Origin of the sequence: Afipia clevelandensis ATCC 49720 (assembly GCF_000336555.1) — a bacterium.
In the GTDB taxonomy this organism is placed as follows: domain Bacteria; phylum Pseudomonadota; class Alphaproteobacteria; order Rhizobiales; family Xanthobacteraceae; genus Afipia; species Afipia clevelandensis.
Genome location: NZ_KB375281.1, coordinates 2,496,645 through 2,511,892, shown reverse-complemented (window position 1 = coordinate 2,511,892; position 15,248 = coordinate 2,496,645). Strand labels below are relative to the sequence as shown.

General features: G+C 58.5%; 16 protein-coding genes. 6 read left to right on the top strand and 10 right to left on the bottom strand.

Annotation, left to right across the window (positions count from 1 at the left end):
* Nucleotides 1-24: 24 nt before the first annotated feature.
* Entirely contained in the window at nucleotides 25-708 is a 684-nt protein-coding gene (locus HMPREF9696_RS12005) for a hypothetical protein (protein ID WP_002713283.1), read from the top strand.
* 27 nt (nucleotides 709-735) lie between these two features.
* Here the strand turns inward: HMPREF9696_RS12005 and HMPREF9696_RS12000 are convergent, their stop codons facing one another.
* On the bottom strand, nucleotides 736-1,062 hold the full coding sequence (locus tag HMPREF9696_RS12000; protein ID WP_051053242.1) for a PilZ domain-containing protein: 327 nt from the start codon (nucleotides 1,060-1,062) through the stop codon (nucleotides 736-738).
* A complete protein-coding gene (locus HMPREF9696_RS11995) occupies nucleotides 1,059-1,358 on the bottom strand; it encodes a hypothetical protein (protein ID WP_002713281.1) in 300 nt (99 codons plus the stop codon). The genes HMPREF9696_RS12000 and HMPREF9696_RS11995 overlap by 4 nt, the downstream gene beginning before the upstream one ends.
* A 209-nt stretch (nucleotides 1,359-1,567) precedes the next feature.
* On the opposite strand from HMPREF9696_RS11995, the gene HMPREF9696_RS11990 reads away from it, so the two are divergent.
* Entirely contained in the window at nucleotides 1,568-2,560 is a 993-nt protein-coding gene (locus HMPREF9696_RS11990; RefSeq protein ID WP_002713280.1) for an AraC family transcriptional regulator, read from the top strand.
* A 248-nt stretch (nucleotides 2,561-2,808) separates the two neighbouring features.
* Here the strand turns inward: HMPREF9696_RS11990 and HMPREF9696_RS11985 are convergent, their stop codons facing one another.
* Genes HMPREF9696_RS11985 through HMPREF9696_RS22230 form a run of 3 tightly spaced genes read right to left on the bottom strand, consistent with a single transcriptional unit; the run spans nucleotide 2,809 to nucleotide 6,116 of the window.
* Nucleotides 2,809-3,252: a nucleoside 2-deoxyribosyltransferase gene (locus HMPREF9696_RS11985; protein ID WP_040301403.1), complete on the bottom strand. Its 444-nt coding sequence runs from the start codon at nucleotides 3,250-3,252 to the stop codon at nucleotides 2,809-2,811.
* Nucleotides 3,249-4,928: an SIR2 family protein gene (locus HMPREF9696_RS21300; protein ID WP_002713279.1), complete on the bottom strand. Its 1,680-nt coding sequence runs from the start codon at nucleotides 4,926-4,928 to the stop codon at nucleotides 3,249-3,251. Before HMPREF9696_RS21300 ends, HMPREF9696_RS11985 begins: the two co-directional genes overlap by 4 nt.
* Nucleotides 4,929-4,943: 15 nt before the next feature.
* Nucleotides 4,944-6,116, bottom strand: a complete 1,173-nt coding sequence (locus HMPREF9696_RS22230) for a GIY-YIG domain-containing protein (protein WP_430642298.1) — start codon at nucleotides 6,114-6,116, stop codon at nucleotides 4,944-4,946.
* A 556-nt stretch (nucleotides 6,117-6,672) separates the two neighbouring features.
* Here HMPREF9696_RS22230 and HMPREF9696_RS11975 point away from each other — a divergent pair.
* Nucleotides 6,673-6,966: a hypothetical protein gene (locus HMPREF9696_RS11975; protein ID WP_002713277.1), complete on the top strand. Its 294-nt coding sequence runs from the start codon at nucleotides 6,673-6,675 to the stop codon at nucleotides 6,964-6,966.
* A gap of 176 nt (nucleotides 6,967-7,142) precedes the next feature.
* Nucleotides 7,143-7,676 (top strand): DUF4112 domain-containing protein, encoded by a 534-nt coding sequence (locus HMPREF9696_RS11970; protein WP_081602404.1) that lies wholly within the window; start codon nucleotides 7,143-7,145, stop codon nucleotides 7,674-7,676.
* 92 nt (nucleotides 7,677-7,768) lie between these two features.
* On the opposite strand, the gene HMPREF9696_RS11965 is transcribed toward HMPREF9696_RS11970, so the two are convergent.
* The 4 genes from HMPREF9696_RS11965 to msrA form a co-directional block, all read right to left on the bottom strand.
* A complete protein-coding gene (locus HMPREF9696_RS11965) occupies nucleotides 7,769-8,062 on the bottom strand; it encodes a hypothetical protein (RefSeq protein WP_002713275.1) in 294 nt (97 codons plus the stop codon).
* Between the two features lie 230 nt (nucleotides 8,063-8,292).
* The gene (locus HMPREF9696_RS11960) at nucleotides 8,293-8,685 is read right to left on the bottom strand and encodes a hypothetical protein (RefSeq protein ID WP_002713274.1); all 393 of its coding nucleotides are present in this window, start codon (nucleotides 8,683-8,685) and stop codon (nucleotides 8,293-8,295) included.
* A 148-nt stretch (nucleotides 8,686-8,833) separates the two neighbouring features.
* On the bottom strand, nucleotides 8,834-9,253 hold the full coding sequence (msrB, locus tag HMPREF9696_RS11955) for a peptide-methionine (R)-S-oxide reductase MsrB (RefSeq protein ID WP_002713273.1): 420 nt from the start codon (nucleotides 9,251-9,253) through the stop codon (nucleotides 8,834-8,836).
* Nucleotides 9,254-9,367: 114 nt separating this feature from the next.
* Nucleotides 9,368-10,084, bottom strand: a complete 717-nt coding sequence (gene msrA, locus HMPREF9696_RS11950; protein ID WP_002713272.1) for a peptide-methionine (S)-S-oxide reductase MsrA — start codon at nucleotides 10,082-10,084, stop codon at nucleotides 9,368-9,370.
* An 828-nt stretch (nucleotides 10,085-10,912) separates the two neighbouring features.
* Here msrA and HMPREF9696_RS11945 point away from each other — a divergent pair.
* Nucleotides 10,913-11,323 carry a DUF1937 family protein gene (locus tag HMPREF9696_RS11945; protein WP_051053241.1) on the top strand — a complete coding sequence of 137 codons (411 nt, stop codon included), beginning with the start codon at nucleotides 10,913-10,915 and terminating at the stop codon, nucleotides 11,321-11,323.
* Nucleotides 11,324-12,546: 1,223 nt separating this feature from the next.
* On the opposite strand, the gene galU is transcribed toward HMPREF9696_RS11945, so the two are convergent.
* On the bottom strand, nucleotides 12,547-13,419 hold the full coding sequence (gene galU / locus HMPREF9696_RS11935; RefSeq protein WP_002713269.1) for a UTP--glucose-1-phosphate uridylyltransferase GalU: 873 nt from the start codon (nucleotides 13,417-13,419) through the stop codon (nucleotides 12,547-12,549).
* A 377-nt stretch (nucleotides 13,420-13,796) separates the two neighbouring features.
* Between galU and HMPREF9696_RS11930 the strand changes: the two genes are divergently transcribed.
* A complete protein-coding gene (locus HMPREF9696_RS11930; RefSeq protein ID WP_002713268.1) occupies nucleotides 13,797-15,242 on the top strand; it encodes a lytic murein transglycosylase in 1,446 nt (481 codons plus the stop codon).
* Nucleotides 15,243-15,248: the final 6 nt, after the last annotated feature.

The window sequence follows — 15,248 nt, the reverse complement described above, 5'->3', positions numbered from 1 at the left end:
GGTTTGAACCCGGGGGCGGGCGTAATGACATTCCTGATCGTTGCGGTGTGGAGCGTGATTGGCCTTGTCGGCGGCATGGTGATCGCCGCCGAACTCGCCCCGCTGTTCGGCGTCCGCGACATGGAAGGCTCCTCCGCGATCTTCGGGGTATTCACCGGCGCGCCGCTCGGGCTGATCGCAGGCGCGTGGTTCGGCTACCGGATGGCGAAGCGCGGCGGCGGACATCCTGCGCGGCGACAGCGGTTTCTGCTCTCCACCGTGGGCGTCATCATTGCGCTGGCGGCAGGCGGCGTGGTGTTCGAGATGGTCCGCACCAGCGACTACATCGACACCAGCAACCAGAGCGCGATGTGGCTGAACGCACAGATTCGCCTGCCGCCGGGCGTCGCGGCACCCGGCAAGGACAAAAAAATCATCATGGAGCTGCGCAGCGACAAGGAGACGCGCAAGTCGTCGCCCTACAGCGAGCCGGACTGGAAACTCACGGACGGCCGCATGCAGGCCTATTCCAGCGTCGAGGTCTACCGCGCCACCGACAAGCGCACGCTGGCGGTGACCATCGGCGACGGGCCGACCTATCTGTTCAATCTGAAAGCGCCCGCCCGCCCGAAAAAGTATTCCTATGACGGCGACTGGCAGAAGCCCGACGGCATTGAGGGCGCGGCGAGCGGCGCAGGCGAGGGGATCGAGATCAAGGTCGCGATGTGAGGGGTGAGGCTCATGGAGCCGCACGATTCATCGCGCCAGCGGCCGGCCTGCGCGCTTCGGAGATGACATGGCGGTCGCAGGCATGTCGGGCAGAAACTCGAAGCCCAACTGTCCGCCATTGTCCCAGACCAATCGCGACCGCCGCCTCACCGTGCCGTTCGGTGTCAGAACAAGAAAACAGTTTTTTGACTCGATCCGCGGATCGAGCGCCCCGGAGACAGACACCTTCGCGCCCGTGGCCGAGATATCCAGCACGAGGCAGGCCGTGGAGCATGTGCCGTCGCTTGCAAAAATCCGCGACGTGAAGGCATGGCGAAACGCCACCCGCGGTTTTGCCCGCTGTTCCTTTTTCATCGTGTCCACCACATCATCTGTTCGGGTGTTAGCCGCGATGACAGATGAAGCGCGATAAATCGCGCAAGCACGACCCTGCACCAGAAGACGCGATGTTCATCTAACGCACGATTGTGCGTGTCCGCGGACATGCGGGTGTAGGCCGGCTCGATATCGTCCAGGGCCTCTCGCAGTGTGTCGCTGGCCCGGATCATGGCGACCGTGAGCCGCCGGTCGAGCGCCTCGATACGGTGAAGCGGGTCGTCGGCGTCAAGCAAGCTGCGATGGGAGGGCGTCTCGACGAGATGCGTTGTCACGATGTGGCTTCTTCGTGCTGGCGGAGCAATGGTGCAATTTGTTTGAGCAATTGGCGAATGCTAGCTTGGCCTTTGTTTTAGGCGTGATTCGCGAACGGTGCTTTAATCCCGCCAGTGAAAGTGCTGCTCATGTCGTGTTCGTTTTATGAGTGGCGAGTGCATTTTTTGAGTAGTTGCCCACCTGTCTTGCCTCGAACGAGAGCCGCCGGATGTCCATCGCTGGACAGATCAGTCCCCTTCAGAAATTTCCGATTGTCTCGACTCGTAACCCCGAGGAGATGGCGCACACGCTGACCACGGTCTATGGCGCCGCGCGTTTCGATCTGCTGACAAAGGAAAATTTCGAGGCGCGCGCCAACTTCGTTCAGTTGCCGACGGTCTCGCTGGGCTTCTGTGCCTATGGCTCCGAAGTCGCGGTCGATTTTCCGGAAGCCGATTATGCCAGGCAGCAGATTTCGCTGAAAGGAACGGCGCTGACGCGGATCGGCGGCAGGGCTGCCGAGACGGATGGCGGCAGATCCTGCATCACATCGCCCGGGCAATCGGCGACGCTTGTGTTCGGCGAAGGCTATGAACAGCTCGTCCTGCGCATCAGCAAGCAGGGCATGATCCGGAAGCTGCGGGCCATTCTGGGTGCGGAGCCGGCCGGAGCGCTCTGGTTCGAGGAGACGTCGGCGCGGGCTTCGCCCGAGACACAAAATCTGCTGCGCGCCGTGTCCTTTCTCGCGCAGCAACTGGACTCCGCGTCAGTGGAGCTGTCGCCTCTTGTGCAGCATGAGCTTGAGCAGGTTGTCGTGGTCGCGTTTCTTTGTGCGAACCGCCACACCTTCAGTCATTTGCTCGAGCGCGGCGGCAAGGATGCCGCGCCGTGGACCGTCCGCCAGGTTGAAGCCTATATCGAGGCCAACTGGGATCAGCCTGTCCGCATCGAGGATCTGTCCGCGATCACGGGTGTCGGCGCGCGGGCGATCTTTGCTGCGTTCAACCGGAGCCGCGGCTACACGCCGATGGCGTTTGCGAAATCGGTGCGGCTGAAGCACGCGCGCGATCAGCTCTCGCGTCCCGATGCGCGGACATCGGTGACGGCTGTCGCATTCAAATGCGGTTTCGCGAATCTCGGTCATTTCGCGCGAGACTACGGCAACGCCTTTGGCGAGCGCCCCTCGGAGACGCTTCTCCGGTCGCGCCGGTCGCAACCATAATCCACGGCACGGGAGCATGCCGCGCCACCGGCATGTGCATCCTGGTGGCGAGCATCGGCGAGGGGCGGACTTATGTGTTCAAGATGAAAGCACCCGCCCGGCTGAAAATCTATTCCTGTGACGGGACTGGTAGAAACCCGACGGCGCCGAAGGCGCAACGAGCGGCGCGGGCGAGGGTATGGAAATCAAGGTGTCGATGTAAGGTACTGCTGCCGGTTCGTTGGGATCAAACACTCAAGAGCGTGGTATCAATGAAGATCAAGCGACGTCTTAGTCGAGGTTAGATAATCAGCTAGCTCTTTGGGAGTTGTAAAAATTCGCGTCAAAGGCACCTCTATCATTGGATTGTCTCCGAACCATGCAAGCGAGCGAGTGTCGGTTTTCAACCCCCAGCACAACTTGCCGAAGGCGAAGGCCATTCCAAGCTCGACTGCAACTCCCTCGTCTACAGCTCTGCCGTCCAAAACTGCTAAAATTACATCAGCGTTAATGATTGCGGCAACGTCTCGATCAAATATTTCTCGCTTTGCTTGATAGGCGGGGATGCCTTTCTGAATGAGTTCGATAACTAATCCCCCATCGCGTTGTGGAAGGAAAACTTCAAAGTGTTGCTCTAATATCGCTGCAACACGCTCGTTGAATGCTTGCTCCGATGCGTTGAATAGGGGGGCCGCTAGATAGAGTCGCTTCATCGCAATTTTTCCCCCTTTTCGAAGCGCTTCCGGCATTCTTCAAGATTTGCCGGAGTGTAATCGTCGAAGAGCATGCGTTCTGCGATTTGACGCCCGACTTCTTCCACGTTTAACAAAGTTGTATCGGTTGGCTTTACGTGCGGTGAGTAAATGACTTTCAATTGCTCATTTTGCAGCTTTAACGACTTTTCTTTATAGGCCTTGTTCTCCAGCCATTCCTCACCCCTTCCTCGCCTTAATTGTCGCTCCATAAGAGATTCAACGTTGGCTTCGAGATAAATTATCTCACCTTCTTGAACTCCATTGGAGCCAATTTTTCCCTTCAGGCTTTTTGCCTTTTCTTTATTCTCTTTGACCGTTCTAGAGAAGGCAAACATATCAAGAGGGGCTCGGTCCATAATGTGGATTCCGTAATCAGCTTCTTTCAGGGCGCTATCTTTAAGAGCTAGTTGGCCGATTACCCACTCTTCTACTTCTTCCCTCTCTCCCGGAGTTAGTTTCTCGTGGTCACGAAACATTAGCTCAAGCGGTTGATCCGCCCACTCTTCATATGTTTTGAAACCTCTTAGCCGCTCAATTAGCGATGATTTCCCTGCACTAACAGTGCCCACGACATAATATCGATATACCGTTTCGACGCCTATCGCCGAAGATACCTCATTTAGCGTCTGCTTGAATTTTCCCTTTGGCAAAGCCAGCATTCTCACAAGAGATGATATTTCCTCTCTGTTCACGAAGTAAGTGACGATATTGTACATTTCTTTGTTGAGTTCATATCGGTCTCGCTGTTCATCGCAGTTTGGCTCTTTGGTTCGGACCTGTTCGTCGTGCTGAAATACATAATGGAATCCCGAAGGATTTCTGCGTGCCGTTGAATAAAAGAGATGCCGGAGTGATGGGTCGTCGAAAGATGCACCAATCATAAGCATCGTATTGGCGACGACACGACTCGTTACATACTCAGTGCTTGCGATGTTTGGTGAGGCCAGCAATGCAGCAAATGAATCTTCCGTAAGAACAATATTGTCACTACGGCTCGCTCCCTTTCTTTGTGGGAGATAGCCGTTTACATGATAGATGACGCATCCGTTCGGGCGGTCAACCGTTGGGGGACGCCAAATGATGTTAGGTTTGTCGAATGGAGAAGTGGAGGAGTGCCTGCGTTGGGCGGCGCCATCGAGAATGTCGTCGAAATTCAAAGATAGGCAGAAAGGGGAGTGGAAGATTAAGCTTGCTAGCTCTGCTAAGTAAGGGTGTTTCTCTGCTAGCGCATTGAAATCTTTCGGAACGTCACGGTAGATGGCGTCGTATATGTGTCTGTACCATTCATCGCGAACGGCGACTGGCACCAAACGCGGTTCAATTGGGTAAGTTTTTCGCGTTTGGCTAGCTTTAAAGCGATTGAAAATGAACTGAGCTATTAGGGTTGCTGAGAGTTGCGAGCTCGCATAGCTTTCGGGTGTTCCGTGTTCGCCATAAAACTTTGACAATCGCTGTATTAGCTCTTTCCAAAGAGGGACGCCAGCTTGCTCAGATACGCCTGCGCCGACTACAAATCCGAGGTGTCGTTCATCGTGTCGTTGTCGCATATGGCCAAGATGGCGAACGAGTAACGGCTGTCGTTTTGCAACCGCAAGGACGTTCTGTGAATCAGTCTTCGTGAATCGATCAGTCATTATAATGCCGGCAAATTATGAGATGGAGCGTTCAAGTAGGTTAATTGCAAGGTTTACCGATTTTGTATCCAAAGTAGCGCCAACGTGTTGCACATTCCAAATTCCCGAGCTTTGAAGTTGAGGTCTTGACGAGAAGCGCCCGAGCCACGCAGATGAGCTTTCTTCTAGAAAATCCATATCTTCCGTCAGTAACGCCACTAGTGCTCTTTCAACGTGTGCACGAGCGCTGCCGGGCCCGGAATCGTCTACTAAAGGAAGAGTGGTTACGAGAAGTTGCCCCATGTACGATGAGACCTCTTGCTCGAGATCTCGTTCTGATTCTCTGATCTCTGATGAAGCTGTGCTGCCCTTCCCCCAGTGCGGGTACTTGAGCTCCCATGAGTTCTTTGCGATTAAGCTCTGCCCGATGTGAAGTCGAAAGATGGAAGATCTATGTGATCCGCGGCCATCTGCGGAGCCGGCATGAGTCCTGAGCCTAGATCTCAAAGTGGACTTTGATCCGGAGGAAACCGCATGTGTTCCTATTCTAACAATTCGAGGGGTGGTGACATGCAGGTTACTGTCCTCAGAAGGGTCGCAAAATATGTAAACTCCTTTTTCAGGAAGAGTGTTTCCCTTTAATATCTCCGTTAGGGGGGCCATAACTCCTTGCCGGATTTGGCGAGCCAGAACAGAGTAAAGTTTAATTGCTAACTCGCCCCTTCGGACGATTTTCTTCATTCTTTTTATTTTCGATCCGCGCAATCCTAAAGGTAATCCCTTGAAAGGATACTTCAGGGTGATCCGCGAATTAGCGAGTGAGCTCGCTATTGGATCAACATAGGACGAGCCAGCAAATAGAATTGCCTCTGTAGGAAATGATGAAAGCTCCGAGAGCTTCTCGGCGATCCGGTCACCCCACTGTTGGCTTTGGGTACTATCGAAAGATTTTAGTGATAGATCATACGGGTCCAAAACTTCATCTTGTCTAACTAGACCATATAATGCTGATAGGACGAACACTTCGTCTGCAATCGCGTTAGCAACGTAAATTGAATTTTGAAACAGCGGTGATTTGTATAGATAGCGGGCCTCTGTTCTGAAGGAAATTTTGGCGCTTCCACATGATACAAGCGCGATCCTTTTTGTCGCTGGACGTAAATCCAAGAGCTTGGAAAGCGAAATAGGGGGGCGCGTCAATATGTGCATCCTAGTTGGTGGGGCGAGGCATAATTACATTTACTGGACAACTCGACCAATACCGTTGGAAGGGTATTGACAGCATTCGATATTGGCATATATTCCTATTTATCCCGCCTCACTTGAGGGGCGTTGCCAGGGACGCTTGAGAGCGCGGGGCGGGATGCGGCGCCTGCGCGCGCGAGAAGGGACGTCCTTCTCCGCTCCCGGGAGGCCTCGGGTCATCGTCCGGGCTCACTACGGAGCTCTGCCGTTCGCGGCTGGACGATGGACAGGATGAAGGCAGGCGAAAGCCCGCCGGATCAGGATTCGTCCGTCCTGTCCCGGAAGTACGATCCCGAGGACAGAAATCGCCGCGGCGGAGCGTCGAAAGGCGTTTCGCGGCCCAAGCACTCGTGGCGACACGATGCCGGCCGCGCACTTGAATTGAAGGCGCGTCTTTCGGCGCTCCTCCTCCCTCTCTTTTCAAGAGAGGCACACGGTTTGACGACATCGCCGGACGGACATCCGCGCTTTTCGCGCGGGAAAGCGATCGCGCATGTGTTCGCAACAGCAAGGAGGGAGAATGACGGATGACGACGAAAGCGGCGCATGGCCTGCGTTCACCGACGCGCAGCGCGCCTATCTGCTGTCGGAGGACGGAATCGCGGCGCTGATGCGCGCGCTGTCGGACGAATACCGCAACTGGCGCGGCTGTCCGGTGAAGCGCTGCCGCCGCGCGCGGCGTTGCCAGGGGCCGGACATGATCTGCCAGCTCCGCGCGCCGAGCCGCACCGCGCCGCGCGCCGATATCGAGGCGATCCATGCGCGGATGCGCAAGATCGTGCTTGATCGGCTGGAGCAGAACGGTGTCTGGTGAGCGCCCGGATGCGACATTTCGCCGGATTACGGTTCGGTCACGCAACTTGCGCCGCAATCCGGCGTTCCTATCTCAGGCTGCTGCCTATGGGCATGATCCCGAAAAGTGGGTACCGGTTTTCGGATCAGATCATGCCCAAACCGACAAGGGTGTGAGACACCATGACGAGCGCCAGAATGACCGACGACATCTTTGTGGACCGGACCGCGAAGCCCCGCAGCAGCGGAAAGCGGCCGCCGATCATCGACCAGGACGGCAACGAGGTGCATGCCGGCGGCTTCGGTGGCGCGGGCCGCTTCGGCGCGGGCGTGGATTTCGAGAATCTCTCCGGCGCACTCGGCGGCATTTCCTTCGGCCCACTGACGCGCGAGCAGCGCTTTGCGCGCATCGACGCGCTGTCGAAGCTGCTCGATGTCGCCTTCGTGCTGCCGGGCACCAACATCCGCTATGGCATCGATGGCCTGATCGGCCTCGTGCCTGTGGTCGGCGATATTCTCACCACCGCGATCTCACTGTGGATCGTGCGCGAGGCGCGCGCGCTCGGCGCGCCGAAGCATGTGGTGGCGCGGATGCTCGGCAATGTGGCGCTGGATGGCGTGGTGGGTCTGGTGCCGTTCGCCGGCGACGCATTCGACGTCATGTTCCGCGCCAATGTGCGCAACATGCGAATCCTCAAGCGCTGGATGGACAAGCAGCCGAGAGGCGCATGATCCCGAAAAGCATGTCCTCGGGCCTGACCCGGGGATGGCACCGGTTTTCGGATCGGATCATGCGCAAAGGAGTCGTGCGAGGCGCGGCGGCCTCAGCCGGTCGCGGTCTGCTTCTCGTCTTCAACGGCCGGCTCCGGCTCCGGCCGGTTGCGCTCGAGCGGGAATGCTTCGCTTTCATACAGCGTGCGGATTCCGCTCTGGTCGAAGCGGGCCTCGTCGACCTGCAGGTAGGCGCCGTTCAGCGAGTCGGCGGGAAGCTGCTCGATCGCGAACTGCACGGCCTCGGCTGCGGTCGGGAACCGGCGGTACGCAAAGCCCGCGCGCTTTTTCTTGCGGATCGCCGCAGGAAACAGTTCGGCTTCGGTGTTGTAGTTGAACGCAGCCATGATCTCCGCCTTCTTGATTGGGATTCAATGGAAACGACGGCCGGAGGACGGGTCCATGACGGGAGCCGCGCGGCCTGTATCGGTCATTCCAGAAGAGCCCCTAATATAGGCCATTTTTTGCCAATTGCGACCCGTCATAAGCGCTATGATGAATGGCATGGCCGCGCCGGGCGCTGGCCGCAAAAGTGCTTGAATCTCAATGGCCTGGCGGGATGGCGGAGATGACGGCGCTACTGGATCGCCTCGGTGAGGATTTCGTCGGCGATCGACACCACTTTCAGCGGCGTAGTGTAGTGCTCGACATGGACCTCGGGCTGGTCGGCGATGGCGATCTTGCGCACCGGCGCCTGCTCCATCTCGCCGCTGATGCCGCGGCGGACGCCGTACTGCCAGGCCTCCAGCGAGCCGGTGTCGCGCAGCGCTTTCTCCACCGCCTCGGGCGTCTTGCCCTTCATCTGCGCCAGTTCCGCCTTGGTGAGGCCGATCACCACTTCGTTCTGCGGCGAGACGACCTTGAACAGGGTGACGCGGCTGACCGCGAAGGCGGGGTGCGACGACACCGCGTCGATGAGAAGGCCGGCAAGGCCAATCGCCAGCACGGTCTGGCGCGATCGGGTGGACATCTTGAATTCCTTGACTGCGAAAGTTGTCTGGTAGCGTTTCTTACGGGACGTTTTTTACCGTTCGTATGCGAACGGTACGCAGAGATAGGAGCCGCGCGGCTGTCTGCAAGCCGCGCGGAATTTAATTTTTCTGCAAAGAGAGACGAGTTTACTCGGGCATAAGTTTCAATGCCGCGGAATTGATGCAGTAGCGCAATCCCGTCGGTCCCGGCCCGTCCGGGAACACATGGCCGAGATGGCCGTCGCATTTCGAGCACAGCACCTCGGTGCGGATCATGCCATGGGACATGTCGCGCTCCTCGGCGATGCTGCCCTCGGTGGCGGGCGCGGAGAACGCCGGCCAGCCGCAGCCGGAATCGAACTTGTCGCCGGACTCGAACAGCGGCTGTCCGCAGCCGGCGCACACATAGGTGCCCGGATCGAACGCGTGATCGTATTCACCGCTGAACGGGCGCTCGGTCGCCTTCTCGCGCAGCACGGCGTACTGCATCGGCGTCAATTCCTTGCGCCACTCGCTCTCGGTCTTCTGCACGGTGCCGGAGCCGGTGGTCGTCTTCGTGTCGGTCATGTCGCTAGCTCCTTTCGTTATTCGTTGTTGATGCGGCGTGTCTCACATCAAAGCGGCGAACCTTGCGGCTCGCCGCTTTCATCACTTACCGAAACGCTGCGCCTGCCGCGCGTCTCAGTTGGTCGCTTTCGCCTCGCGCACCAGCGCCGGCTTGTCGCGATAGTTCTCGGCGAAGATCTTTTTCAGGTTCTCAATCTTCGGCAAATCGTTGAACACAATATAGGGCTGGTTGGGGTGCAGCGTCAGGTAGTCCTGATGATAATCTTCAGCCGCATAGAAGCCCTGCAGGGGTTCGATGGTGGTGGCGATGGTCTTTTTATAGACCTTCGCCGCGTTGAGCTGGGCGATGTAGTCCTGCGCCAGCTTCTTCTCCGCCGGGTCCGAGGTGAAGATGGTGGAGCGATATTGCGTGCCTGAGTCCGGCCCCTGGCGGTTGAGCTGGGTCGGATCGTGCACCACCGAGAAATAGATCTGCAGCAGCTTGCCGAGCGACACCTGCTTCGGATCGTAGGTGATCTGCACCGCTTCGGCATGGCCGGTGGTGCCGCGCCCGACGGTTTCATATTTCGCGGTCTCGGCCTTGCCGCCCGCGTAGCCGGACACCGCGTTGGTCACGCCCTTGGTGTGCTGATAGACGCCCTGTACGCCCCAGAAGCAGCCGCCCGCGAGCACGAAGGTCTTCAGGCCACCTGCGGGCGCGATATCGGCCGCGGGCGGCGGAATGATGAAGGCTTCCTCGGCGGCGCGCGAGGGCACGGTGAACCAGCCGAGCGCCAGCAGGCCGGCGGCGGAGATGGCGAGAGCGGTGCGGCGGAACTGGGTGCGGTCCATGATGGTCCTCATTGGTCTGCGGCGTTTTCGCCTGTGCCAGAGATACGCGGAATAGACCCCGCCGTTACGGCAAAATTCCACACAAAAATGTGAGGCCTATTACCTCGCCCCGCTCTTGCGGGGAGAGGTCGCGAGCGGGTGAGGGGCTTATTGGTATCCGCGCGTGTGCCGGTGTGGTGCGCGATCTCTCATCCGGTCGTCCCCGCGCAGGCGGGGACCCATACTCCCTGAATTCCCGACTGAAAGGAGATGCCGGAGCAATCGTCTCGCTCTTATCGCAATGTTCGGTGGTTATGGGTCCCCGCCTGCGCGGGGACGACATCGTGAGTGTTGTGCGCGTCTGCATTCTCTCAAACTCCCGATTCAATTTTCAAACAGCCACTTTCAAACAGCCACGCGCCGATGCTCCCGCGCATCGCGCGGGTTGTTTCCTTCAAGGTGCCCCTCGAACCATGAGGGGAAGCGGCGCGCCGGAAGGCGCAAAGGGTGGTTGCTTTCGCTTCCTTCAATGAGAAGGAAGCGCGTCGCCTCTCGGCGCGCCGGCAGCGGCGATTTTGGGCGAGGGGATCGTACTTCCGGGACAGGACGGACGAATCCTGATCCGGCGGGCTTTCGCCTGCCTTCATCCTGTCCATCGTCCAGCCGCGAACGGCAGAGCTTCATAGTGAGCCCGGACGATGACCCGCCGCCTCCCGGGAGCGTGTGTGCGAGACACGCGCGCGGGCGCCGCGCTTCATTCCACTTCAGGATCGCCTCTAGAAGCGCCCCTCACGAATGAAGTGATGGGAATATAAGCCTAGAACTGAACTTTGTCAACGTGATATATGGATGGCAACAACAGTGAGGATTACGAATCTGAGTGAAGATCATTCGCTTCTATACCTAGCCTGCCCTTATTCGCATGCAGACCTCGATGTGCGCGTCTATCGCTTTGATAGAGCGACGGAAGCGGCTGCGGAACTCATAAAGCAAGGGCGCATAGTGTTTAGTCCTATCACTATGACGCATCCCATCGATTTAGTCCTGACGAAAGGTAAGGGGACGTTGGGATCAGAGTATTGGCTGGCTTTCGATAAGGTTTTTATGGATCGCTGCGATGAGCTTGCCGTTCTTCAAATTGATGGTTGGAACGAGAGCAACGGTGTGCTTCGCGAAATTGAGTATTTTCGCAAGCAGAACAAACCTATTTGGCTCCTCGACTCCGACGTCAGATTAGGGAGGAAGACCAGAATCGAATAAGCGCGCCACAACACGACAGGACAACTATGAGGCCTACCCGAACAAATGAAGGTAGCCCGCGGTTGGTCTCGGCTTTATGCGATTTATCCCACCGATAGAAGATTAATCCAGCAAACGCGAAGATACACGAAAGGAAAACGTTATCGTTAGATGGGAAACCAAATATGAGCGCTACAAACCAGATGTAGATAGCCCAACTAAGTGTGGAGATAGGTCCACGATCGACGTTGGGGCGGTCGCACGCTCCGTATATGTATGTGTAAGTGATGGCCTTGTCCGGTGTAGAGCCGTTCGTCTGTGGCAAGTATTTGTCGGGAAACTGATGAATTGTGAGGATGTCCCAAACAACGTAAAGAAAAAAAATGAAAGACAAGATAGGCAACCAAAAATTCGAATGTTTTGAAGTTGCGAATAGAAACAAATAAGTGAACACCAAAATCACGTCGATGGCAAAGCGGGGCCAGTCATACAATTTTTTTGTTCGTATGGATGCGAGATATCCATCCCAGCTCAAGACGGTTACGAATATCGCGATAGCTACGATTGCAATCTGCTTCGCCTCGATGACACTGGGGGTGCGCCCCTCCTTTACCCAGTCTGCGGATATTACAGCGGCGCCAAATCCGATCGATATCGCGACAGCGAACAAGCGCTTTACAAGATCAGCTCGATCCTCCGCCTTAGACTCAATGTCTTTGCCGCACCCCGTGCCACTCATGTGATGTTACCCATGGGAAATTTCTTTGAGGGAAAATTCGATCAATTTGCGGTGGAGCTAATATAGAAAAAATGCGCGGGCTGAAAGCCTCCGCAGGATGATTGCAAGAAATCCCCTCAGCGTCACTCAAATATAGGTCTTTGTCAGCTAACTATAACGGCCCGAGCGTTCGCGCACGTCAGGCCCGTCCCGGCCAGCCACGTCTGTTTAAGAGAAAGAAGCAAGCCGTGGATCACCGGGGCAAGCCCGGTGATGACGATTGAGAGTGTGGCGCGATCAGCGAGTCACCGAGCGTCCGCGACAAGCAGACGCTTGCCGTCGTTACTGCGAGGAGCACAGCGACGGAGCAATCCAGCTTTTGTTAAGAATGGATTGCTTCGCTTCGCTCGCAATGACGAAGGACTCTTTCACCTCTCCCCGCAAGCGGGGCGAGGGGGCGTATCGGTGATGTAGCGATATTTTCGGCGACGGGCGATCAGGTGAGGGGCGGCGGACTGCGCCGCCCTCACACGTACTTCTTCATCTCGCTCAACAGATCGCTGCGCAAATCCTCGCGGTCCATCGCGTAGGCGATGTTCGCGGCCAGAAAGCCTGACTTCGAGCCGCAGTCGTAGCTCTTGCCCTTGAACTTGAAGCCATAGAACGGCTGTGACTTGGCAAGGTTCAGCATGCCGTCGGTGAGCTGGATTTCGCCGCCGGCGCCCTTCGGCTGCGTCTCCAGGATGTTGAAGATTTCCGGCTGCAGGATGTAGCGCCCGGTGATCGAGAGGTTGGACGGCGCGTCTTCCTTTTTCGGCTTCTCGACCATGCCGTTCAGCTCGAACAGGTCGCCTTTGCTCTTGCCGACGCCGACCACGCCATACATGTGGACCTGATCCATCGGCACTTCTTCCACCGCGACGATGTTGGCCTTGTCCGCGCCTGCCGCATTCGCCGCGTCGATCATCTGTTTCAGGCCGCTCGGCTTGTTCTTCACCAGCACGTCCGGCAGCAGCACGGCGAACGGCTCGTTGCCGATGATGTCGCGCGCGCACCACACCGCATGGCCGAGGCCGAGCGGCGCCTGCTGGCGGGTGAACGAGGTCGCGCCGGCTTCCGGCTGGTCGCGCTCGAGGATGTCCATTTCCTTCAGCTTGTTGCGCTCGCGCAGCGTGTCCTCAAGCTCATAGGGCCGGTCGAAGTGATCCTCGATCACGCCCTTGTTGCGCCCGGTGACGAACACGAGGTGTTCGATGCCCGCTTCCAGCGCCTCGTCCACCACATGCTGGATCAGCGGGCGGTCCACCACGGTGAGCATTTCCTTGGGCATCGCCTTGGTGGCGGGCAGGAAACGGGTGCCGAGACCGGCGACGGGAAACACAGCTTTGCGGATTTTCATGAGGCTCTTTGTGGGCTTGGAAGGGACTTGATGGGTGGTAGCAGGTTTTGCGGGCTTGAAAAACGGCCGGATGGCCAAGGAGTTCCCTAACCGGGAACGGATGAACGGTGCCTGAAGCAGGGTGGGGATTTTTGGAATTGCCCCTCACCCGCTCGCCAAGGCTCGCGACCTCTCCCCGCCAGAACGGGGAGAGGTAAGGGCGCACGAACCAGCTCCCTCTCCCCGCACGCGGGGAGAGGGTTGGGGTGAGGGGCAATTTCCCTTTTCAGCCAGAACCCGCGTCATCACGCCGCCAAAAAATGCGGCTCTGTTAATCGGCTGGAAACCCTGTCCGGGCCTCCTGTAAGCGGGATGGTCTTGAGTGGGTGTGGAGTACGATGGCACGGATCGAACGTGAAGAAAGCCCGTGGCTGATGGTCGCGGGTGCGGCGCTGACCCTGTCCGTGGTCGGGGTGGTGTCCCTGTTTGCCGCCGCGCCGGCCCATGGCCAGAGCGCGTCCGGCCGCGGGCCGTTGTCGTGGTTCGGCGACATCACCGGCGCGATCCAGCAACAGCCGCCGCAGGCCTCTCGCCAGCTTGCGCCCGCGCCGCGGGCCGCGCCCTCGCGCCGCATGGCGCAGGCCTCGCCCGCCAAGGAATGGAGCGGCGAGGACGGCGCATCCGGCCATCCCTTGATGACCGCGGATGCGATCCGCAATTCGGCGGCGAATTTCGAGCGCTGCATCGCCGGCTTCTGGCCGGAGGCTCATCGGCGCGGCGTGTCGGAGGCGAGCTTCCGCCGCTTCACAGCCGATCTTTATCCCGACCTGCGCATCATGGACCTGATGGACTCGCAGCCGGAATTCACCAAGGCGGTGTGGGACTATCTCGACATCCTGGTCACCGATGCGCGGATCGCACGCGGGCGCGAAGTGCTGGCGAAGAACGCGGCGACCTTCGCCGCCGTCGAGAAAGCCTATGGCGTCGATCGCTATATCATCGCGGCGATCTGGGGCATCGAGTCGAACTACGGCACGCAGGGCGGCGACCGCAGCGTGCTGAATTCGACCGCGACGCTGGCCTGCGTCGGCCGCCGTCAGGGCTATTTCAAGGACGAATTTCTCGCAGCACTTGAGATTTTGCATCACGGCGACCTGACGCCGCAGCAGATGCGCGGCTCATGGGCCGGCGCGTTCGGCGCGACGCAGTTCATGCCGACTGCGTTCAAGCGCTTCGCGGTGGATTTCGACCGCGACGGCAAGCGCAACACCGTAGACGATGTGCCGGACATCATCGCCTCCACCGCCGCGAAGTTCAAAAAGGACGGCTGGTCGCAGGGCCAGACCTGGGGCTATGAGGTCGAGGTGCCGCAGGGCTTCAACTATCTGCATGCCGACCGCGCCAAGACCTACACCATCGCGCAGTGGCAGCATCTCGGCATCAAGCGCGCCGGCAAGCCGTTTCCGCGCACCAGCGACAAGGCGTTCCTGCTTGCGCCCGCAGGTGCCGACGGCCCCGGCTTCCTGATGCTCGGCAATTTCCGCTCGATCATGCGCTACAATCCGTCGGAGGCGTACGCGCTCGCCATTGGCCATTTCGCCGACCGGCTGCGCGGCGGTGCGCCGTTCGTGCAGCAATGGCCGCGGCAGGAGCGGGTGCTCTCGCGCGACGAGCGGTTCGAGTTGCAGCAGTTGCTGGCGCAGCGCGGTTTCTATCGCGGCGAGCCGGACGGCACGCTCGGCAGCGAGACGAAGAAGGCGCTGCGCAGCTTCCAGGCCGCCGCCGGTCTGCCCGCCGACGGCTTCGCCTCATCCGGCGTGCTGGCGCGGCTGCGCGGGCGCTGATGTGCC